We start from the raw sequence: 19,119 nt of genomic DNA on the forward strand, positions 1-19,119 counted from the left end.
GCATACAGTGACGGCTCACCATTTGAAGGAGTTTGCAATGAAGCTGTACTACGCACCGCATACCTGTTCGCTCTCGCCGCTGATCGTATTGAAGGAATTGGGACTGCCGCATGAACTAATCAAAGTCGACAACCAGAGCAAGCGCACCGCTGACGGCCGCGACTTCCGCGCCATCAACCCGAAAGGCTACGTGGCGGCACTTGAATTAGACAATGGGGAAATCCTGACCGAGGGACCGGCCATTATTCAATACCTGGCCGACCTGAAGCCGGAGGCAGCACTGGCGCCGCCAGCCGGCAGCTGGGAACGCGTGCGATTACAGGAGATGTTGAACTTCATCACCAGCGAGATCCACGCCGGCATTGCACCGTTATTTAACAGCGATTTGCCGGAAGCGGCCCGAACCATCTTCCGCGACCGCCTGTTCCGTCGCATGAGCGTGCTGGAAACCACGCTCCAGCAACGCGCCTATCTGATGGGAGCAACCTTCACCGTTGCCGATGCCTACCTGTACACCGTGCTCGGCTGGCTCCAGTTCTTCGCCATCGACCTTAACGAATGGCCAGCGGTGGCAAGCCACCATGCCGGCCTCGCCAGCCGTCCATCCATCCAAGCCGCCCAGCAAGCCCACGCTTAAGCGCGGCGAGCTTCCTGGACGCCGGTCACTTCGGCAATAGAGTTCAATGCCTTATGCAGCTGCGCGGTGGCGCCGATTTCGGCCGTAAAGGTCATGCGCGCAAAGCCTTTGGCGCTTTGCGTGTTGACGCCGATAACGTTGATCTTCTCGCGCGAGAAGACCTCGGAAATATCACGCAGCAGCCCTTGGCGGTCATTCGCAAGAATGAAGATGTCGACCGGGTAAACCGTGTCCGACACCGCACGTCCCCATTCGGTGACGATGACCCGCTCCGGCGCCTTGGCGCGCATTTCGGCGAAGTTCTTGCAGGTTGCGCGGTGAATCGACACGCCTTTGCCGCGCGTGACGAAGCCAACGATGCCATCCGGCGGCGCCGGCTTGCAGCATTTGGCCAGCTGCGTCATCAGGCCGTCGGTCCCGACCACCAGCACGCCCGACTTGGCGCCCTGCTCCACGCTGGACGCCTTGCTCTTGCCGAGGAAAACTTCGTCCACCGGCTCCACTGGTTCGCCGCTGTCGTGCAAGGCTTGCTCGATGTGGCGCAGGCTGAATTCATCCTTGCCGACCGACAGGAACAGGTCGTCCACCTTGGCAAAGCCCAGCTTGTTGGCCAGCGCTTCCAGGTTGACGGCAGTCTTGCCTTCGCGCTGCAAGGTTTTCTCCACCATGGCGCGGCCGTGCGACAGCGTTTCCTGCATGTCGATTGCGTGGAACCAGGCGCGGATCTTGGAGCGCGTGCGGGTCGCCACCGTATATTCATCGCTGAGCCAGTCGCGCGACGGGCCGGCCGTGCCGGGGGCGCCTTTGGCGGTGATGATTTCGCAGGTCTGACCGTTTTTCAGCGGCGTGTTCAGCGGCACCATGATGCCGTCCACGCGCGCGCCACGGCAGCGGTGGCCGACGTCGCTGTGCAGGTGATAGGCAAAGTCGACCGGCGTGGCGCCAACCGGCAGTTCGATCACGCGCGCTTGCGGCGTCAGCACGAAGATGCGGTCATCCAAGGCCGCAGCCTTGAGCTTTTCCACCCACTCGCGCTGCTGCTCTTCCTGCCCGACCACGGCATCGGCGACGTCGGTTTTCCACGCGAGCAGCTGACGCAGCCATGCGATTTTTTCGTCGTACTTCTGGCCCTGGAAGTTGGAGCCGCCCTCTTCCTTGTAGCGCCAGTGCGCGGCCACGCCGTATTCGGCGAAGCTGTGCATTTCCTGGGTGCGGATCTGCACTTCCAGCGGCCGGCCGTCTTCCGCCATGACTACCGTGTGCAGCGACTGGTAGCCATTCGGCTTGGGCCGCGATATGTAGTCGTCGAATTCTTTCGGGATCGGCGTCCAGATGTTGTGCACCACGCCCAGCACCGTGTAGCAGGTCTTAACGTCGGCCACGATCACGCGGAAGGCGCGCACATCGTAGAGATCGGTAAAGTCCAGCTCCTTGCCCTTCATCTTGCTCCAGATGGAGTAGATGTGCTTCGGCCGCCCAAACACCTCGGCCTGGATGCCGGCCGCCGCCATTTCCGACTGCAGGCGCGCAATCGCATTGGTGACGAAGCCTTCGCGCATCATGCGCTTTTCTTCCAGCATCTTGGCGATGCGCTTGTACGTCTCCGGCTCGATGAAGCGGAACGACAAATCTTCCAGCTCCCACTTCAACTGCCAGATCCCCAGGCGGTTGGCCAGCGGCGCGTACAGGTCCAGCGTCTCGCGGCCATAAGCGGCGGTCATGTCGTTGAACAGCTTGATGTCGGCAAAGTAGCGCAGCGTGGTCACGCACGACGCGAGCCGCACCAGCACCACCCGCATGTCGGAGGCCATGGCCAGCAACATCTTGCGCAGCGTTTCAACCTGCGCCACCGCCATCTGCGCGGCGTTGCGGCCGCGGCCCAGGGCGGCGCCGGGATTTTGATTCTGGGTCAGCTCGCGCAGGCGGATCAGCTGCCGCACGCCGGACACCAGCTCATTGACTTCCGGACCGAAGCGCGGCTCGATCACGGCGGCCTGCTCGGTGTCGAGCAGCGTCAGCTCGAACATCAGGCCGGCCAGACGGGTTTCGAGGTCGGTGCTCAACGACGACAGCGTGCAGGCCACGCCGACCGCGAAGTCGAGCGCGGCCTGGCCGCTGCTGCATTGTTTGTCGGCATACGCGGCGCTGGCAAAGTCCAGCGCCGCCAGCATGCGCGCGCTTTCGTCGGGCGTCAGGCCCTGGACCAGTTGTTCCGACGTGACGCTGCTGACCGCAGTGGTGGAAACCATGGGACTCCTAGCGCTGCGCGGCGACGACGACGATTTCGACCAGCCAGTTAGGATCGGCCAGCTTGGCTTCGACCGTGGCACGCGGCGGGGTGTGGCCTTGCGGTACCCAGGCATCCCACTCCTCGTTCATGCCGGCAAAGTCGGCCAGATCCTTGATGTAGATCTGGCAGCTGAGGATGCAGGTCTTATCGCTGCCGGCCTCGGCCAGCAGGCGGTCGATGTGGGCCAGCACTTCGCGCGTCTGGCCGTGGATATCGGCCGTGGTGTCTTCGGCGATCTGCCCAGCCAGGTAGACGGTGCTGTTATGTATTGCTACTTCCGACAGGCGTTTGCCTGGGTACAGTCGTTTGATTTCCATAATACTTTTTAACCTAACAGGAATTGCTTTGCTATATGAATCTGATCGTCGTGGATAAAGGTCGGCGCATGGCCGACGGTCGGAATTTCCACCAGTTGCGCCTTCGGTCCGCGCTCCGTCATCAGCTTGGCCGTCTCCGGCGACAGCAGGTCGGAGTCAGCGCCGCGCACCAGCAGCGTTGGGCAAGTGATGGCGTCGTACGCGGCCCACAGCATGGCCTGGTCGGCTTCGGCCGATTCCGGCGTGGCAGAGCGGAACGGCAAGGCCAGCCCCATATCGTAATGGCGCACCCATTTGCCGTCCTTGTCTTTACGCAAGACATCGGTCGCCAGTTTGTGCCACTCGGCGTCGGTATGCTCGCCAAACGAGACGGACACGTCGCGGACAAACTTGGCGCCGGCTTCAAAGCTGTCAAAGCGCAGGTCCTGGCCGATGTAGTCGCCGATGCGCTGCATGGCCTGCGGGGCCAGCACCGGGCCAATGTCGTTGAGCACCAGTTTGCGGATCGGGTTGCCCGGCAGCGAAGCCAGGCCCATGCCGATCAGGCCGCCCATCGAGGTGCCGAACCAGTCGACCTGCTGATTTTGATCGGGCAGCACGCGCGCCAGCAAGGTCACGATATCGCTGACATATTGGGGCAGCACGTACAACTGCGGGTTGCGCAGCCAGTCCGAGCGGCCACGGCCAACGATGTCGGGACAGATCACGCGGTAATCGCCGGCCAGCGCCCGGGCCATATTGTCAAAGTCGTCGCCAACGCGGGTTACGCCATGGACGCACAGCAGCACGTTGGGATTGCTCTCGTCGCCCCATTCCTTGTAGGACATGCGATGCAGGCCGGCCAGCGACAGGCATTGGACAGACTTTATTTTTGGTTCGAGCATGCGGCTTCCCTTAATGGTTCTTTGATCTTATGTGTAAAAATACCATTTTACCGTGTTGGCGTTAATCCCTTGGCGAAGTGTAGCGCAGGGCAGTGTCATTCTCCTAGCGCACACGGCCCAAGGTTACGTAGAAACCCGTATTCCGGAGAGATATCACCAGCGCGAATTTGCGGCTTTCCACAATAGTGATATCTCTCGCGCTGAGAGATGATGCACTCCTCACAGAAACACACGAGGAGACCCCGTGAAAAAACCATTCTATAAAGTCTTATACGTCCAGGTGCTGTTCGCCATCGCCTGCGGTATCCTGCTGGGCTTGTTCTACCCGGACAGCGGCGTTGCTATGAAACCCCTGGGCGACGGCTTCATCAAGCTGATCAAAATGATTATCGCCCCGGTGATCTTCTGTACCGTGGTCTCCGGCATCGCCGGCATGCAGGACGTGAAGAAAATCGGCCGCGTCGGCGGCAAGGCCCTGCTGTACTTCGAAGTGATCTCCACCTTCGCACTGGTGATCGGCCTGTTCGTCGCCAACCTGGTCAAGCCAGGCGCCGGCTTCAATGCCACCGCGGCCACGCTGGACACCAAGGCCATCGAGCAGTACACCACCAAGGCGCACCCGCTGACCACCACCGACTTCCTGATGAATATCATCCCGAATACGGTAGTCGACGCTTTCGCCAAGGGCGACATCCTGCAAGTGCTGCTGATCGCCATCCTGTTCGGTTTCGCCATCTCCCTGCTGGGTGAGCGCGGCAAGCCGCTGGTCAAGCTGATCGACGACGCTGCGCACGCTGTATTTGGCGTGGTCAACATCGTCATGAAGGTGGCACCGATCGGTGCGTTTGGCGCCATGGCCTTCACCATCGGCAAATACGGCATCAAATCGCTGCTGCCGCTGGCCACCCTGATGGGCTGCTTCTACGCCACCTGCATCATCTTCGTGGTCTTGGTGCTGGGCACCGTGGCACGCCTGACCGGCTTCTCGATCGGCCGCTTCATCCTGTACATCAAGGAAGAACTGCTGATCGTGCTGGGCACCAGCTCGTCGGAATCGGCCCTGCCGTCGCTGATGCGCAAACTGGAACGCCTGGGCTGCTCCAAATCGGTGGTCGGCCTGGTGGTCCCAACCGGCTACTCGTTCAACCTGGACGGCACCAACATCTACATGACCATGGCCGCCCTGTTCGTTGCGCAAGCCACCAACACCGAGCTGACCCTGCTGCAAGAGCTGACCATCCTGGGCGTCGCGATGCTGACCTCGAAAGGCGCATCGGGCATCACCGGCGCCGGCTTCATCACCCTGGCGGCTACCCTGCATGTGGTACCGGACATTCCGGTGGCCGGCATGGCGCTGATCCTGGGCATCGACCGCTTCATGTCGGAATGCCGCGCGCTGACCAACTTCATCGGTAACGGCGTTGCCGCCGTGGTGGTCTCGCACTGGGAAAAAGAGCTGAACCACGACACCATGAAGGCCGAACTGGCCAATCCAGGCTCGACCGTACCGGTGTCCGACCTGGAACCGCTGGAGCCGGTACGCGCCTAAGCGTTCCCGTTCGCGCCTGACGCCCCGCCCGGCCCACGCCGCGCGGGGCGTTTTTCTTTGGCACAGGCTTTCAATTGAATCACGCTTGCCCGCTCCGGCCGAATCAGGTGTAATGCGCGACGAAAAGGAAACAGTCATGAAACAGTCATCGATATTGGTGTTGTGCACGGTAACGCTGGCCGCCAGCCTGCCCGCCTTCTCAGCGCAACCATGCACGCCGCCCGATCCGGCCATGCTGCAAGCTACCTGGCAAGGATTCCGCACCGCCATGCTGCAAGGCCAGCCCGAGCAGGTGGCGCGCTACTACAAATTTCCCGTCACACTGCTGCCGCCGATGGACGGCACCGCGCCGCTGAAAATCAGCAGAGCGGCCTTCCTCAAGAATTACGGTGAACTGTTCCAGCAAAATCCGGCCGGTGAAGAAGTCAGCATGCTGACCGATATGAAAAAAAGCACCGGCAAAGAATACATTCGGCAAATGCGGTTCGACGACAGCAAATGCGCCTATATTGCCTCGACGCGGATCGAAGACTACAACTTCGTCTACGATAAAAAGACTGGCTGGAAAATCGACTCGCTGTTCTACGGCAGCAATGACCTCGAACTCGCCAAGTCGTCCGGACTGGATCGCTGATGAAAGCCGTGATCCTCTGCCTGGTGACGCTGACCGCCGCACAGCCAAGCTGCGCCGCGCCGGACGTGGCCAACTACCTTGCCGTGCGCGGCTGGTCTGCCTACGACAGCAAAGCCAAATTCACCATGCCGGCGCAGGACATCGCCCCGGTCATGTACTACAGCAAAGGCAGCAAGGTCCCCAGCTGCGGTCTGCTGAGCGGCCCAGCCAGCGCACCGAAATTCATCGACATCCTGGCGTCAGAGCCGGGCGAACAATATCCGCACTGCCCCAGCATCAACGACGCCGCCGCCTTCAAGCTGGCCGGCAAGGACTATCTTGTGTTTGAATACACCGACCAGGACAACCGCAACGAAACCTACGAGCAATTCTTCTACGTCTACAAAACCAGTGCAGGCGAGTACGTAGCGGACGAACGGCTCAATGAACAAGTCGGCACGGCGGCCAGCACCGGCAAAACCCGCAAAGCGTCCGAAGGGATCGGCTTGGCGCGCAAGCATGCCTTGGAACGCTAACCAAGATTTATTGGGGCTGCTCAGTGGGTTTAATCGGATGTGCGGGATTGTAGGGAACGACTGAGGTGACGACTACGCGTACTTCGTCGTTTGGAAAAAAATGTATGTAAATGCTACCCGTCGTGTCATACCTTTCAACGTCCACGACTTTTTCTTTGACAACATGCGTGTGTCCCTCTGGCATGTCCCAGCGGACTCTGACTTTCATCCCGGCGTACTAAATACGAGGAATCTTTGCGCAGCAAATGTTGGCCACGCCTGCGCCCCATCGATCCATTCCCCCTCCCCCGGCTCCGTCGACTGAAGCAGAGTAAATAAAATTTCCTGTGTGATTGACAATACCAATTTGCGCCGGCGCGCTATCTGTCGCTTGTGTCTGTGTGCTAGTTGACGTGCATCCAACGAAAGCTACGGTTAAAATTGTGGGAATTAAGAGCGAAAATGGTTTGTAAAACATTGCACTCATGGCGTATTTTCCTGCATCAAGCGTATCCGTTTTTTTGTGTCCTCGATTGCCTTTTTCAGCTCCTCCACTTCCTCGGGGTCCGCTTTAGCGGCCTCATTTTTGAGCGCTTGTTCCATAGCTGCCAGCATGCCCTTTTGGGTATTCAATCGATCAGCCCGGACCTTCGCGATGTAACTTTCAGATGGCACTGGAGAGCCTTTAACTCGCCCAGGCCATTCTGGGCGGGTGGGGCCGAAGTTGGATACGACAGCTTCGGCACGGCCGTCTTCATGCATCGTTAGCCAGATGTCACCTGCAATACCCTCCGGATATGGGGGAACATCAACCAATTGCTTATGCCACGTCTGATCGGGATAAAGGTTGTATTCCACAATCACTTGGTAACCAGGATGCCATTCCGGAGGAATGCCAAAGCAACAAATGGTGCCGCCCATACTGTAGGGATTGAGCGAATCGCCACCGCCGTGGTTGAGCCGGTTCAGCGGATCGACCACACTCAGCGCCACTTCTTTACCGGAATAGTTGATCGACCTCACTGATGCCCCCAAGGACTTCGGCTTGGCCGTCTGAACTGATGCGCAGGACGCGAGCAGAATCGTTATACACACTGCCAGCAAATTGTAGCGAAAAATGGCAGCAATTACACGGGAAGCCATGCCGATATTCGATTGCCTGTTGGAGGACGGTTTGAGAAAAATATCTACAAGATGTGGTGCGTCTGTTTGGGTGGCTGCAATCATGATGAACTCCGTTTGCCGCCCCTAGTTTCCTGGCTTTTCAGGAAAGGGCATCGCCTCTTCCATTTGACGAATTTGCTCTTTTGTATGTTCAATAGATGATTTCAGTCTGGCGACTTGCTCCTGGGAGCGCTCAGTCCCATCTAACAAACCGTCTTCCATCTTCTTTAGAATGCCTTTTTGGTTAGCCAACCATTTATTTTTTATTATTTCTGTGTATTCACCTGACTGCACTGGTAGGGCTTTTACACGGCCAGGCCATTCCGGGCGGGTGGGACCGAAGTTGGATACAACAGCTTCTGCCCGGCCGTCTTCATGCATAGTTAGCCCGATATCACCCGCAATACCTTCCGGATATGGAGGAACATCAAGTAATTGCTTATGCCACGTCTGATCTGGATAAAAGTTGTATTCCACAATCACTTGGTAACCAGGATGCCATTCTGGAGGAATGCCAAAGCAACAAATGGTGCCGCCCATGCTGTAGGGATTGAGCGAATCACCACCTCCATGATTGGACCGGTTCAGCGGATCCACTACACTCAGCGCCACTTCCTTCCCAGAATAATTGATCGACCTCACTGAAGCCCCCAGGGACTTCGGTTTGGCCGTCTGAACTGATGCGCAGGACGCGAGCAGAATTATCATACTAACTGCCAGCAAAATGGCAGCGCTTGCGCCGAAACCCCTTACAATATTCGATTGTCTGGGGGACGACTTGAGGAAAACATCTTCAGGATATGGTACGTCTATTGGGATAGCTGCAGTCATGAATTCGATTCGGTCCTAATTATCTGGATTTCGGAGCTTCAATTACATATATGAATCCTCGGCGCTGTATTCATTCCATGGATACTTACTCCTTCGCGTAAATTATGGCTCAGGAGTGTCTACAATGGTCGTGGCGATTCAAGTTGACGCCGACGCTGCGCACGCGTAACAGCACGTACACCGGCGCGGCGCCCGCGCTCAGGGGCCTTGCGTCAGCGTAAAGCGAGTACCGGCCGCCATGGTGCGCACGGTCGAGCGGCCGCGCCACTGCTGGGCGACGGCTTCCCTGCCCTGCATCTGGATGTCCGCGTAGCGCTGCGCCTGCGCGGCGTTGGCATAGGCGTACTGGCCCGGCACTTCTTAGCTTTCCAGCGGCGGCAGCTTGCCGGCCGACAGCCGCGACGGCGTACTGGTGCTGACCGCCTGCTTGGCCTTGTAGTCATAGCTGAGCAAAGTGGTCAGCGACGCCGCCACGCTGCGGCGCGCTTGCATGGCCTACATGGTGTCCGATGCTTCGCCGACGCGCACGCCGTGGAAGCGGATGCCGCCGCCGGCTTCGCTGCTGGCGTCTTCCGGCGTGGCGCTGAGCTGGCTGAATAGGATAGACTGACAGACGTGGTCATGCCAACATCCTCTCCTCGGCACCCAAGATCGGCTCCCCAGTATTTATTGCTAGATCGCCGATTAGGTTATCGCTCCAGATGTATTCGTAAGTAACCGAATTGGCAGCGGTCTTCTCTGGTAAGGCCGGCTCGGTCGGAGCTCTCTCCAGTTCGTCCTCGTTGATACTCTCACGGATGAAGAAGCCTTCCTGTGGATAGAAACTGCGGCGCAGTAGGTAACCACCTCCTTCGCGGCGCGTATCGGTCTGGGTCTTGATCAGGACGCTGCGCATGTCTGCGGTGTCGCTGTCCGTCATGATCGGGAATGGTGTGCCCGTCTTTGCCTCGTCAAACAGCGCTTGCTCTTCTTTGGTCAACGGCAGATTGTCCTTCTGCTTCTGCTGCACCGCCAACACTTTATCGCTAAGGGCAACAACTTTCTTCTCGAAACCACTCCTACGATCCGCGCGTTTGGCCCGCGCCTTCGCCACTGCGACCCGCTTGTCAAACTCCGTCACGGCACCGGCCAGATAAAAGCCCGCCAGTGAGTCGTGCACGTAGTCGTCAAAAAAACGGTTCACCTCGGCAGGTAAGGGTTCATGCTTCTCAAAAATATTAAGTGCCCACTTTTCCCACTTATCTAATGGCTGAAAGTTCTGCGCACGGTAATACTGCCAATGATTGATTCGCGACAGATCACTTGGACGGAACGGCTGATCCTGTCCATCGTCCCTGCGACCGGTCATCGGTTTTCTCACCGTCAGCGCTTCCAGATCACCGCGCAGCATGTTGTTACTGCTTCGCATATCCTCTTGGGCTTGCGGACTAGATCCCTTGAAGCTGTCCGTATTTTCAAGCGAGGTTAAGCGGGCCGCACGCCAGCGATAATACAATTCCATGTGTTTGGTGAGAAAGGATCCATGACGCCCCAGCTCCTCTGTATAGGCAGTCCAAGCCGATGCAAGTTCTGCACCGACTCGGAAATCCTCTTGAACGGAAGCCTCAAGTTCACTAAATGGCAATAACGGCACACCTGCCTCACGAGCGGCTTTGTACATGTATGCCAATGGTATTTGAGACAGCATTGCTGATTGCGCGCCCCTTCCTTTGCCATATTCGCCGGGGGCATAGCCACCACCTACATCCGAGTGCACGCCAGGAAAAAAAATCTCAACAAAATCGCCACCGTCACTATGAATCTGTGTAAGTGGGAAGTTCATCCGCTGCTCGTGAGCAGCGACATAATGCCTTCCAGCGATCACACATCCGGGCAATGGTCTTAGTAGCTTATTGGCCCAGGCCCAATGCCCATCAAAGAAAGCACGCGGGACAATGGTAGTACGACCAGCAGAATCAGACATACCAACCGTAGCCACAATATCGAATACTCCAAGAAAATCGATACTGGCAGGAATGCCGATCAACTCATTACAGTCTAGTAATTCTGCAAAAAAATGACAAAAAGCTGTTGCTTCCGCAGCGCCGCGTGAAAAACCAAAAACCGACACGGTAACTGATGGAATAGTTGGTTTAGGACGACTTCCCAGTTTTTCCTTTAATTTCTTAAGATGTGGCTCAAACCATTCCCGGTGTGTTATCCGATGATTCTGTCTATTTTCGGCATCACGTACCACACGCCCGACTTCACTCTGGTGGTTCAACGCCAATTCCCCCATTTCGTCCGGGGAGAAAAATGAAGCGTCTTCAAACACAGTGCGATGAAGCGCATCAAGCACCTGAAACAATCCCCAAATAATACGCGCATGACCTCCTTTAGCAAACGCCTTACCATCGTCAGTTTCTGTCCGCTCGCCAACCTGAGGAAATGGAGTACCGACTCCCGGCACATAACTAGAAAAATAACCGCTTTGCTGTTTATCATTCGGGAAGGCTTCGAACAATCTTGCCACGTTACTGTGACTAAACTCTTCTGGTTTAATTTTTACTATATTTACCTCGGCTTTTTCTTTTTTGGAAGCAATTATTTCGATACGTTGGCCATTTTTATCCCGGTAGAGATTATTGTTCGTACCATCGAAAAATAGCCCAATTCGCACAGGAATTCTGCACGGCGTATCCTGCGCCGTGATACTGGACGCTAATGCGGTTATTGAGCGTTCTTTCGCTAAGGGCCTCAAAAAAACGCTCACAGGATAAGGTGCCCTAACGGGAGTAGCATTAATCATAATTTTTTATTTCGAAGAGATGCTGTCCTTAGGCTTACCAACGTGGCGAATCGGAAAGCCTGGGTTACGGGGGCCATTTACACTAACAACCACTCTAACCTCATCATTAGGAAAAAAGTTTAAATAGATATCACCGGGGCGATCATATTTTTCAATTTCAACAACTTTTTCTTTGACAATATGCTCAATTCCTTCCGGCATATCCCATCGCACCAGCACCTTAATTCCCGGATGCCAAGCACGCGGAATGTAGGCGCAACAAACATCGGGACCGCCCGCTCCCCACCGAGCCATGCCCGCCCCCCCAGCACCGTCTATCGAAGCAGAATATATATAATTTCCGGTATGGTTCAAAATTCCTATTCGTGCCATGGCCTGATCGTCAGTCTGGGCCTGAATGTTAGGTGATTGGCAGCCAACCATCAACGAGAGAAATATGGTAAAAAACAGGTGAAAATTGGGTTTCATTTTTATGATCCTATATCGAAGACGAGTTTATCGCTCAGCCTCCTGCCAAAATTCATCCGGCAAAGCAGAAATTTCACTACCGTAATCAGTCCCTTGCTGAATTCGTCTCAACAAACCCGACATCGTTGGTAGCTCAGTGAAATCATCCGCTAACGTCAACGCCAACACACTGAAATGCTCCCGGTCTGGAGCTGCGTGTATGTGATTAACGTTGGCTATGCGAAGATGTCGCGCTACACGTGCATGACATTCTGCAGGAGAAGCCATCGCTAGCAAATCAGGTTGACTATCGTTTATTCTTGTGAGTACAGCATCAGCTTCCGACGTATCAACTAAATTAGCAAAGATCTCGTCGCTTACAGGGAGTTTATCGAAGTCCCCGGGCAGTGGCGACGTGACTCCGCCATCCCATTTGACTAAGCCCCCGTCGCGCGCTGGCGCCCACCATCGGCTCAGTGGAGAAAGCAAATGGCTACATTGGGCCTCATCCAGGGTATCGAGTAGCGCTGGTAACACTCGCGTGTCTCCCCATCGAACGGGCCATTCAACTGTATCCGGAGTCCTCGCGATTAGATACGGCCGCAAATGACGCACCAGTTCGGCGGCATTTAATACGCTGGCGATGATGCTTATCATCGGTTTGCCCTCGCAGGCGGCAAACAGCTGACGCAACCATTCTTCACGCGCCTCTTCGCCTTCGGGCGCGCTTAACAGATGCGGTGCGGCGGCACCGAGCGCAGACAGGCCCGTGTCTGCATAAAGCGATTGTCGCGGCAATCCGCGCTGATAACGCTCGTTGAAAAATGCTTCATCAAAGGCGCAGTCGACCAGTGCGAAGAGGTGTAACGGAGACGCCTCATTCAGTTGTTCGAATTCCTCAGCAATTTCAGAAGGCAGCGTGAGGCGTGGTGGATTGGTGGCGAAATACATAAACTCCCTCAACCTGCGCTTGGTGCGACAAATGGACTACCGGCACGCATCGCAGCCAGCAAGCACGCCTTGCACACACTCTGCGGCAAAGCGGGCAACGCATAATCCAACTTTTCGGGTCCGACAAAACTCTTCTTTCCGGCATGAATCGTCAGCTTGCCCGGACATTGCACCGTAATATTACCGCCCTCAATCGTGATGTTCGCGCCGCCCGCCGTGGACAGGCTGATGCGCTTGGCGGCGGCCCAGTCCACCTCGGCATTCGTACTGACGATGTTGATGTCGTCGCGCGCTTGCACCTTCAATTCGTCGGCCTGCGCCTGGATGTCGATGGCGTCTTTGGCGGCGATCAGCTGCATGCCCAAGCCGCCCTCGCCTGGCTTCACGGCGCCGCCCAGCACGCCAATGGCCTGGCCGCTATGCGCGCGCAGTTGGCCGCCGGTGATGAACTGGCTGTCCTGCCCGCTCATCAGCGAGATGGTCTCGCCGTTGGCCAGCTGCATCGCTGCGCCGGCGGTGACGCCAATGCCGCTCTTACCGCTGACGGCGATGATCGGCGAGCTGACATGCGGTACTTGCTTGTCGCCCGGTTCGGTTTTCTTTTCGTCGGCATCAGCGCGCGCAGCGTCCAGACTGCCGTTGCCGACCATGCCGGAGACCGCCGTCAGCATCGCCTGCAACGGCGCTGTTTTGTCGTCCAGCACGCTGGCGTTGGCCTTGGCTGCGCCAAGGTGGCCGGCCAGCGTTACCGTCTCATGCGTTTTGGCCGCGTCGTTAAACGTTTCGCCCAACTTGACGGCCTGCTTGAGCAGTGCGATACCGGCCGCGTTGTCGCCCACCGGGTCGCGCTCCATGGCGCTGTGTTTGAGTTTGTAGCTGGTGATCAGCAGACCCGCACCGCCACGCACCGCGCCGTAAGCATCGGTGCGCAGCTCGGCGCCCTGCCCGCGCAGGCTGCCGCGATAGTTGTCGGCGCTGTGGATCAGGTGCCCCAGGCTCAGTTCGCTGGCGGCATGGGTGGAGCGCAGCTGCACGCGGCCTTGCGCGTCGGTGTCGTCGAACAGCAACTGGTTGTAGCCGCTGCCGCCAAATTCCTTGCTGCGCACGCCCCACTGCGCGGCGGCGTTGCGGTGGCCGGCGCTGTCGCTGGAGGCGCCATGCCACAGCGGGCTGTTGCCGCCGGCGACATTGCCTTGCGCCGAGACCGCGTGGTCTGCGGCCGGCTGGAAGCGCGAGGCCGTGTCGTCGGCGCTGCCGCCACCGCCCGGCGTCGCCGTTACGCCGCCCTCGCCCTGGCCGTTGTACAGCGCGCCGATGATGATCGGCCGGTCGATGTCGTTTTCGATGAACTGCACCAGCACTTCCTGGCCGATACGCGGCAGGAACTGGCTGCCCATGCCGCCGCCGGCCGAGCGCTGCGCGACGCGCACCCAGCAGGTGGCGTCGCCGTTGTCCTGCCAGTGGTAGCGGATGCGCACGCGGCCCAGCTTGTCGCAATACAGTTCGTCCGCGCCGGATGCTTGCGCCAGGCCATCGGCGCCGATGACAATGGCGCTCTGGGCGCCGCGTGCGGTGGGTTTCGGATGGCTGCGGCCGTCGCTGCCTGGCAGTTGTGGACGCCAGATGACGTCTGCGGCCACTGCCTCAAAGCTGTTGGCGTAGCCGCTTTGGCGCGCCTGCGCGATGGTCAGGGCAAAGTCGTCCGAGGCGTCGGCGGCTACTTCTTGCAGTAACTCGGGAATCGGACCGAACAACTCGGCCAGCGCCTGCTGGGCTGGGGACGGGAGGTTGTTGACGCCGACGCTGCGCACGCGCAGCAGCACGTAGGTCGGCGCGCTGTCCGTACTCAGCGGGCCTTGCGTCAGCGTAAAGCGGGTACCGGCCGCCATGGTGCGCACGGTCGAGCGGCCGCGCCACTGCTGGGCGACGGCTTCCCTGCCCTGCATCTGGATGTCCGCATAGCGCTGCGCCTGCGCGGCATTGGCATAGGCGTACTGGCCTGGCACGTCGTAGCTTTCCAGCGGCGGCAGCTTGCCGGCCGACAGCCGCGATGGCGTGCTGGCGTTGACGGCCTGCTTGGCCTTGTAGTCATAGCTAAGCAAGGTGGTCAGCGATGCCGTTACGCTGCGGCGCGCCTGCATGGCCTGAATGGTGTCCGACGCCTCGCCGACGCGCACGCCGTGGAAGCGGATGCCGCCGCCGGCCTCGCTGCTTACGTCTTCCGGCGTGGCGCTGAGTTGGCTGCTGTCGGCAAACAGCACCACACCGACGCCGTCTTGCAGTTGTTCGTAACGCCAGGCCAGGCCCTCTTCGGTCAGCAGGCGCTTCACGAAATCCAGGTCCGATTCGCGGTACTGGCAGCAATAGCTGCGCGCCACCGCATCGGCCATGAACGGTTCGGTCTCTTCGCTCCAGCGCCATTGCGACAGCGGCGCGTACGCCTCGAACACCTCGTCGATGATATATATGACGGTGCGGTCTTGCCATACACGGCTGTTGCGCACCTGGCTTAAGCGCCACAACCACGGCGTGAGGCGCAGGCGATAGCGCGCCAGGCCGCCTTCGCTGCCGAGCATCGCCGCCTGGGTAATCTCGCCACGGAATTCGGTACGGCTGCCATCGGCCAGGCTGACGACCAGCGCCGCCTGCTTGCCCATCAAGGGCGCCAGCTGCACCAAGGCGCTGGTGGACAGCACGATGACGTCACGTGGTCCAACGCCCTGCACGCTGTCGTCCGAAGCAAACGCTTCAACCAGCAGCCCGCCGGCGCCCATGTCGGCGCCGTCGTCCTCGTTCAGCGTGAGTTCATACAGCCGGGTCGCGCTTGAAAACTGGGCCAGGGCGGCAACCACCGTTTCGATCAAAGCGATACTCATGATTCAGCGGCAGTTTTCACCGCAACCGGCTGCTTGCACTCTGGCTCCTTGCTGGCGGTGGTCGCGCACAGGTGCGCGCGGCATTGCGACGCACCGGCTTCGTTCAGGCGACCACATTGCTTGAGCTGATAGGCCGGCGTCGATGGTTCCTTGGACGGCCCTTTGGCCGCCTGCACATGCGTCATCAGCGCCGCCAGCAGGGTGACGTCGCTGTCCTGCGGCTTGGCCTTGGCTTTGGGAGGCTCGGCTTTCTTGGCCACCTGCACTTGCTTGCTGGCCGGCTTGTCGGCCTTTTTATGCTCGGGCTTGGCCGCGTTGGCGTGTGGTTTTTCCAGCGCGGCGGTCAGTTCCGCACGCGGCGCTTTCGGCGGGATATCGTTCAGCACCTCTTTCAGCGACCGGCTGTCGGCCGGCGGGCTGACGGCAGCCGTCTCTTCGACGATGGTGGCAGCCGGAACTTCCGGTGCCGGTGCCGCAGCGGCGGCCGTAGGAGCAGCAGGCGCAGGCGACAGCTTGACAGCCGGCGCGGCGGCCAGCGTCAATTGCGGTTCCGGCTCGGCAGCCATCCAAACGGCTACGCCTGCGGCCAACACCAGCACGCCCGCGCCTATGCCCGCCAGCAGCAACGGCTTGCGGGCACGACTTGCGGCCGGCGCAGCAGTAGCCGGCCGGCGATCCAACCCGTCGAAAACACTGGCGCGACCCGGTTCTGCCTGGGGCGCCTGGGACAATAGGCTGGGACGGCCACTCGACGGAGGGCGGTCATCTTCACGTTGCAAAATCTGCTCCCTTGTTAATTTCGCACGACTTTACGACATTCAAGAAAAATGTGCCGCACGAATCGACAATTCAATCGTGCGCGTGCTTGTCAGATGCCTAATATATACTCAGAGCAATGCTTTTTAGACATTGGTAACGAGCTTCGAGGGCAACGTGTTTCTACTGGCGGTAACACTTTATTTTTTATTGGCGTGCTTCATTAGCTGGATGGTGCTATTTCCGTCCGGGCGCGAATTCGTCGTGTCGGCTTTGGCCGGGGCTAACGCGCGCCTCCAGCAAACGCTGGGCCGCGCCGCCAGTCGCCGCCGCGCCGAGCTGGGTGCGCTTGGCCGTTCGGGGCGTCAATCGATGGGTGGCCTGCGCGATTTTCTGGCCGAGCATTATGTGCTGTGCCTGGGCGGCCTGGCGCTGCTGACCATCCCGCCGATGCTAGCGTTGCTGCTGGCGCGGCCGACGCTGAATGGCTTTGACAGCTCTACCCGCGAGGTCAACACGCAAGTGGCGGGCCTGCTGGAAGGCGAACAGCTGGTGCCGCCACCGGCGTTGCCGCCGCTGGTGTTCACCACCGCCGAAGTGCAGCTGGAGCGGCCGATGCTGATCTCGGCGAGCCGCGACTGGGCGCAGCTCGACGCCGTCTATGCGCAGCGGCTGTTGATGGTGTTCCGCATCATGAAAGAAAAATACGGGTATGACATGGCGCTGCTGGAAGGTTACCGCAGTCCCGAGCGTCAGAACAAACTGGCCGCACTGGGTTCCGGCGTGACCAACGCCGCCGCGTTCCAGAGCTGGCACCAATACGGTCTGGCTGCCGATTGCGCCTTCCTGCGCGACGGCAAGCTGGTGATTTCCGAGCGCGATCCATGGGCGATGCGCGGTTACCAGCTGTATGGCGAGGTCGCCGAGTCCATGGGCATGACCTGGGGCGGGCGCTGGAAGATGATGGATTTCGGGCACACAGAACTGCGCCGGCCCGGCGTGATGAAACAATAGGAGAACATGATCAATGGTCTGGTTACGTAACGTTGCCCTGGCCGCCGCCGCATTCGGCGCCAGCTGGGGTGGCGCCATCTGGTTCTGGCGCGAGACCAATCGCATGCCGGCCAGCGGTGAGCTGGTGCTGTACCTGCTGGTGCTGCCGGTGGCGCTGCTGGCCGCGTTGTGGCTGGGCCGAAAGGTGTGGACGCGCGCCACCCTGCCCGCCGCGCCAGCCGCCGCTGGCGCCGCGCATGCAGCGGCAGAGATTCCGGCCGCGCCGCCGCTGCCGGCCGCATTGACCATCGCCGCCACCGCCCTGCGCGCACCGCATGGCGAGTCGGTGGCGGAGCTGCGTGCCGCGCTGTCCGAACATCGCGCCCGCCCGCAGCTCGACAGCGAACTGTATGACGACGACGGCTACCCGATCCTGTCCGCCCGCCTGACGGAAGCCGGCGACGGCGCGCTGCGCGAAGAACTGGAACAATGGCGCCATCGCCAGCAACTGGACGATCCGCGCTTCGACCAGGCCCAGTGGCGCGCACTGGCCGCCGCCAGCGCGGTGGTCGCCGATCTGACAGCAGAAGCCACGCTGCATGAAGACCTGGAGCCATGGCTGGAGCAACAGCAAGCGCGCCAGCAGAACAGCCTGCCGCCCGACGCGCCTGCCGCGCGCACGCCGCCAACGCTGCAACTGCTGGCCCTGTGGCCGCAAGCATGGCAGCCGGCCCAGCGCGACCTGGCCTGGCAATGGCTGCGCCATCTGGCCACGCAAGCAGGCTGGCCGCAAACGCTGATCGCACCGGCCGCGCCGCTGCAACAGCAACAGGACGACGATGCTGGCGCGCTGCTGGCGCAACTGCTGCAACGCGCCGGCAATTCGCAGCAGCCCTCCCTGGCGCTGGTGATCGCCGCCGACTCGCACCTGAGCGACGCCGCCATCAACCGCCTGCTGAATCAAAACACGCTGTACACCACAGCGCATCCGCAAGGCCACATTCCCGGCGAAGGGGCGGCCGGCTTGCTGCTGGCAGACGCCAACGTGGCGCAGCAAATCGGTGCCACCGGAAGCGTCCTGCAAGCGGTGCACATCGGCCGCCGTAGCGCCTCCGCCGACACCGTCAAACGCGACACCGACACCTGCCTGTCCAGCGCCATCGCCGACGTATTGAAAGCGGCCCAGCTGGACGGCGCCGCCATCGAATTAGTGACCGCCGACACCGGCCACCGCACCAGCCGCGTGACAGAGCTGATGCACGTGGTCACCGCCGCCGCGCCGCAGCTCGATCCCGGCGCGGATGTGATCAGCGTCGGCGCCAGCAGCGGCAGTTGCGGCGCCGTCAGCTGGCTGACCGCGCTGGCCATCGCAGACGCCGAGGCGCAGCAGCGCGGCGGCCCTGCACTCAGCATCAGCAATGAAGATCCTTACCGCCGCTGCGCCGCGCTTGTTCGCCCGGCACCAGCGGCACAAACAGCATGACATTCCCAAGTAACCGAGCCCTATT

The 19,119-nt window shown here is 59.7% G+C and carries 18 protein-coding genes and 1 pseudogene; 6 read left to right on the forward strand and 13 right to left on the reverse strand.

Translation table 11 applies throughout. The features are described from left to right. The first annotated feature begins 37 nt into the window (after positions 1–37). Complete coding sequence (gene gstA / locus HH213_RS27780; RefSeq protein ID WP_169114428.1) at positions 38–637, forward strand: glutathione transferase GstA; 600 nt, start codon at positions 38–40, stop codon at positions 635–637. Here gstA and HH213_RS27785 read toward each other — a convergent pair. The 3 genes from HH213_RS27785 to HH213_RS27795 are packed head-to-tail and all read right to left on the reverse strand — an operon-like array spanning position 634 to position 4,128. Then, complete coding sequence (locus HH213_RS27785; protein ID WP_169114429.1) at positions 634–2,886, reverse strand: RelA/SpoT family protein; 2,253 nt, start codon at positions 2,884–2,886, stop codon at positions 634–636. The genes gstA and HH213_RS27785 overlap by 4 nt on opposite strands. A gap of 7 nt (positions 2,887–2,893) precedes the next feature. Then, complete coding sequence (locus tag HH213_RS27790) at positions 2,894–3,244, reverse strand: RidA family protein (RefSeq protein WP_110849653.1); 351 nt, start codon at positions 3,242–3,244, stop codon at positions 2,894–2,896. 8 nt (positions 3,245–3,252) lie between these two features. Continuing rightward, positions 3,253–4,128: an alpha/beta fold hydrolase gene (locus HH213_RS27795; protein WP_169114430.1), complete on the reverse strand. Its 876-nt coding sequence runs from the start codon at positions 4,126–4,128 to the stop codon at positions 3,253–3,255. 244 nt (positions 4,129–4,372) lie between these two features. Here HH213_RS27795 and HH213_RS27800 point away from each other — a divergent pair, with 244 nt between their 5' ends. From HH213_RS27800 to HH213_RS27810, 3 genes are all read left to right on the forward strand, one after another. Continuing rightward, on the forward strand, positions 4,373–5,677 hold the full coding sequence (locus tag HH213_RS27800; protein ID WP_110849651.1) for a dicarboxylate/amino acid:cation symporter: 1,305 nt from the start codon (positions 4,373–4,375) through the stop codon (positions 5,675–5,677). Positions 5,678–5,813: 136 nt separating this feature from the next. Continuing rightward, entirely contained in the window at positions 5,814–6,311 is a 498-nt protein-coding gene (locus tag HH213_RS27805; protein WP_146235994.1) for a hypothetical protein, read from the forward strand. After that, positions 6,311–6,826 carry a hypothetical protein gene (locus tag HH213_RS27810; RefSeq protein WP_169114431.1) on the forward strand — a complete coding sequence of 172 codons (516 nt, stop codon included), beginning with the start codon at positions 6,311–6,313 and terminating at the stop codon, positions 6,824–6,826. Before HH213_RS27805 ends, HH213_RS27810 begins: the two co-directional genes overlap by 1 nt. Before the next feature lie 7 nt (positions 6,827–6,833). Here HH213_RS27810 and HH213_RS30735 read toward each other — a convergent pair. From HH213_RS30735 to HH213_RS27860, 10 genes and pseudogenes are all read right to left on the reverse strand, one after another. Then, a pseudogene (locus HH213_RS30735) lies at positions 6,834–7,292 on the reverse strand (DUF3304 domain-containing protein). After that, positions 7,289–8,032, reverse strand: coding sequence for a DUF3304 domain-containing protein (locus HH213_RS27825; RefSeq protein ID WP_169114434.1), 744 nt, complete (start codon positions 8,030–8,032; stop codon positions 7,289–7,291). Before HH213_RS27825 ends, HH213_RS30735 begins: the two are co-directional and overlap by 4 nt. 21 nt (positions 8,033–8,053) lie before the next feature. Beyond that, positions 8,054–8,800 carry a DUF3304 domain-containing protein gene (locus tag HH213_RS27830; RefSeq protein ID WP_169114435.1) on the reverse strand — a complete coding sequence of 249 codons (747 nt, stop codon included), beginning with the start codon at positions 8,798–8,800 and terminating at the stop codon, positions 8,054–8,056. 198 nt (positions 8,801–8,998) lie between these two features. Further along, positions 8,999–9,157 carry a contractile injection system protein, VgrG/Pvc8 family gene (locus tag HH213_RS30380; protein ID WP_229263199.1) on the reverse strand — a complete coding sequence of 53 codons (159 nt, stop codon included), beginning with the start codon at positions 9,155–9,157 and terminating at the stop codon, positions 8,999–9,001. 3 nt (positions 9,158–9,160) lie between these two features. Then, complete coding sequence (locus tag HH213_RS30485; protein ID WP_255458132.1) at positions 9,161–9,292, reverse strand: hypothetical protein; 132 nt, start codon at positions 9,290–9,292, stop codon at positions 9,161–9,163. A 127-nt stretch (positions 9,293–9,419) separates the two neighbouring features. Beyond that, entirely contained in the window at positions 9,420–11,588 is a 2,169-nt protein-coding gene (locus tag HH213_RS27840) for a phospholipase effector Tle1 domain-containing protein (protein WP_169114436.1), read from the reverse strand. A 6-nt stretch (positions 11,589–11,594) separates the two neighbouring features. After that, positions 11,595–12,056, reverse strand: coding sequence for a DUF3304 domain-containing protein (locus tag HH213_RS27845; protein WP_169114437.1), 462 nt, complete (start codon positions 12,054–12,056; stop codon positions 11,595–11,597). Positions 12,057–12,083: 27 nt separating this feature from the next. Further along, complete coding sequence (locus HH213_RS27850; RefSeq protein ID WP_169114438.1) at positions 12,084–12,986, reverse strand: DUF4123 domain-containing protein; 903 nt, start codon at positions 12,984–12,986, stop codon at positions 12,084–12,086. 8 nt (positions 12,987–12,994) lie between these two features. Further along, positions 12,995–15,862 carry a type VI secretion system Vgr family protein gene (locus tag HH213_RS27855; protein WP_169114439.1) on the reverse strand — a complete coding sequence of 956 codons (2,868 nt, stop codon included), beginning with the start codon at positions 15,860–15,862 and terminating at the stop codon, positions 12,995–12,997. Beyond that, a complete protein-coding gene (locus HH213_RS27860) occupies positions 15,859–16,641 on the reverse strand; it encodes a hypothetical protein (RefSeq protein WP_169114440.1) in 783 nt (260 codons plus the stop codon). The genes HH213_RS27855 and HH213_RS27860 overlap by 4 nt, the downstream gene beginning before the upstream one ends. Before the next feature lie 208 nt (positions 16,642–16,849). Between HH213_RS27860 and HH213_RS27865 the strand changes: the two genes are divergently transcribed. After that, the gene (locus HH213_RS27865) at positions 16,850–17,632 is read left to right on the forward strand and encodes a M15 family metallopeptidase (RefSeq protein ID WP_169114441.1); all 783 of its coding nucleotides are present in this window, start codon (positions 16,850–16,852) and stop codon (positions 17,630–17,632) included. Positions 17,633–17,645: 13 nt separating this feature from the next. After that, positions 17,646–19,094 (forward strand): hypothetical protein, encoded by a 1,449-nt coding sequence (locus HH213_RS27870; protein ID WP_169114442.1) that lies wholly within the window; start codon positions 17,646–17,648, stop codon positions 19,092–19,094. Positions 19,095–19,119: the final 25 nt, after the last annotated feature.

Source organism: Duganella dendranthematis (assembly GCF_012849375.1).
GTDB classification, from domain to species: Bacteria; Pseudomonadota; Gammaproteobacteria; order Burkholderiales; family Burkholderiaceae_D; genus Rugamonas; species Rugamonas dendranthematis.

Coding starts and splice junctions, on each gene's coding strand:
- gstA (WP_169114428.1), top strand. CDS start 38: ATGAAGCTGTACTACGCACCGCATACCTGTTCGCTCTCGCCGCTGATC.
- HH213_RS27785 (WP_169114429.1), bottom strand. CDS start 2,886: ATGGTTTCCACCACTGCGGTCAGCAGCGTCACGTCGGAACAACTGGTC.
- HH213_RS27790 (WP_110849653.1), bottom strand. CDS start 3,244: ATGGAAATCAAACGACTGTACCCAGGCAAACGCCTGTCGGAAGTAGCA.
- HH213_RS27795 (WP_169114430.1), bottom strand. CDS start 4,128: ATGCTCGAACCAAAAATAAAGTCTGTCCAATGCCTGTCGCTGGCCGGC.
- HH213_RS27805 (WP_146235994.1), top strand. CDS start 5,814: ATGAAACAGTCATCGATATTGGTGTTGTGCACGGTAACGCTGGCCGCC.
- HH213_RS27810 (WP_169114431.1), top strand. CDS start 6,311: ATGAAAGCCGTGATCCTCTGCCTGGTGACGCTGACCGCCGCACAGCCA.
- HH213_RS27825 (WP_169114434.1), bottom strand. CDS start 8,032: ATGATTGCAGCCACCCAAACAGACGCACCACATCTTGTAGATATTTTT.
- HH213_RS27830 (WP_169114435.1), bottom strand. CDS start 8,800: ATGACTGCAGCTATCCCAATAGACGTACCATATCCTGAAGATGTTTTC.
- HH213_RS30485 (WP_255458132.1), bottom strand. CDS start 9,292: ATGCAAGCGCGCCGCAGCGTGGCGGCGTCGCTGACCACTTTGCTCAGC.
- HH213_RS27840 (WP_169114436.1), bottom strand. CDS start 11,588: ATGATTAATGCTACTCCCGTTAGGGCACCTTATCCTGTGAGCGTTTTT.
- HH213_RS27845 (WP_169114437.1), bottom strand. CDS start 12,056: ATGAAACCCAATTTTCACCTGTTTTTTACCATATTTCTCTCGTTGATG.
- HH213_RS27850 (WP_169114438.1), bottom strand. CDS start 12,986: ATGTATTTCGCCACCAATCCACCACGCCTCACGCTGCCTTCTGAAATT.
- HH213_RS27855 (WP_169114439.1), bottom strand. CDS start 15,862: ATGAGTATCGCTTTGATCGAAACGGTGGTTGCCGCCCTGGCCCAGTTT.
- HH213_RS27865 (WP_169114441.1), top strand. CDS start 16,850: ATGGTGCTATTTCCGTCCGGGCGCGAATTCGTCGTGTCGGCTTTGGCC.
- HH213_RS27870 (WP_169114442.1), top strand. CDS start 17,646: ATGGTCTGGTTACGTAACGTTGCCCTGGCCGCCGCCGCATTCGGCGCC.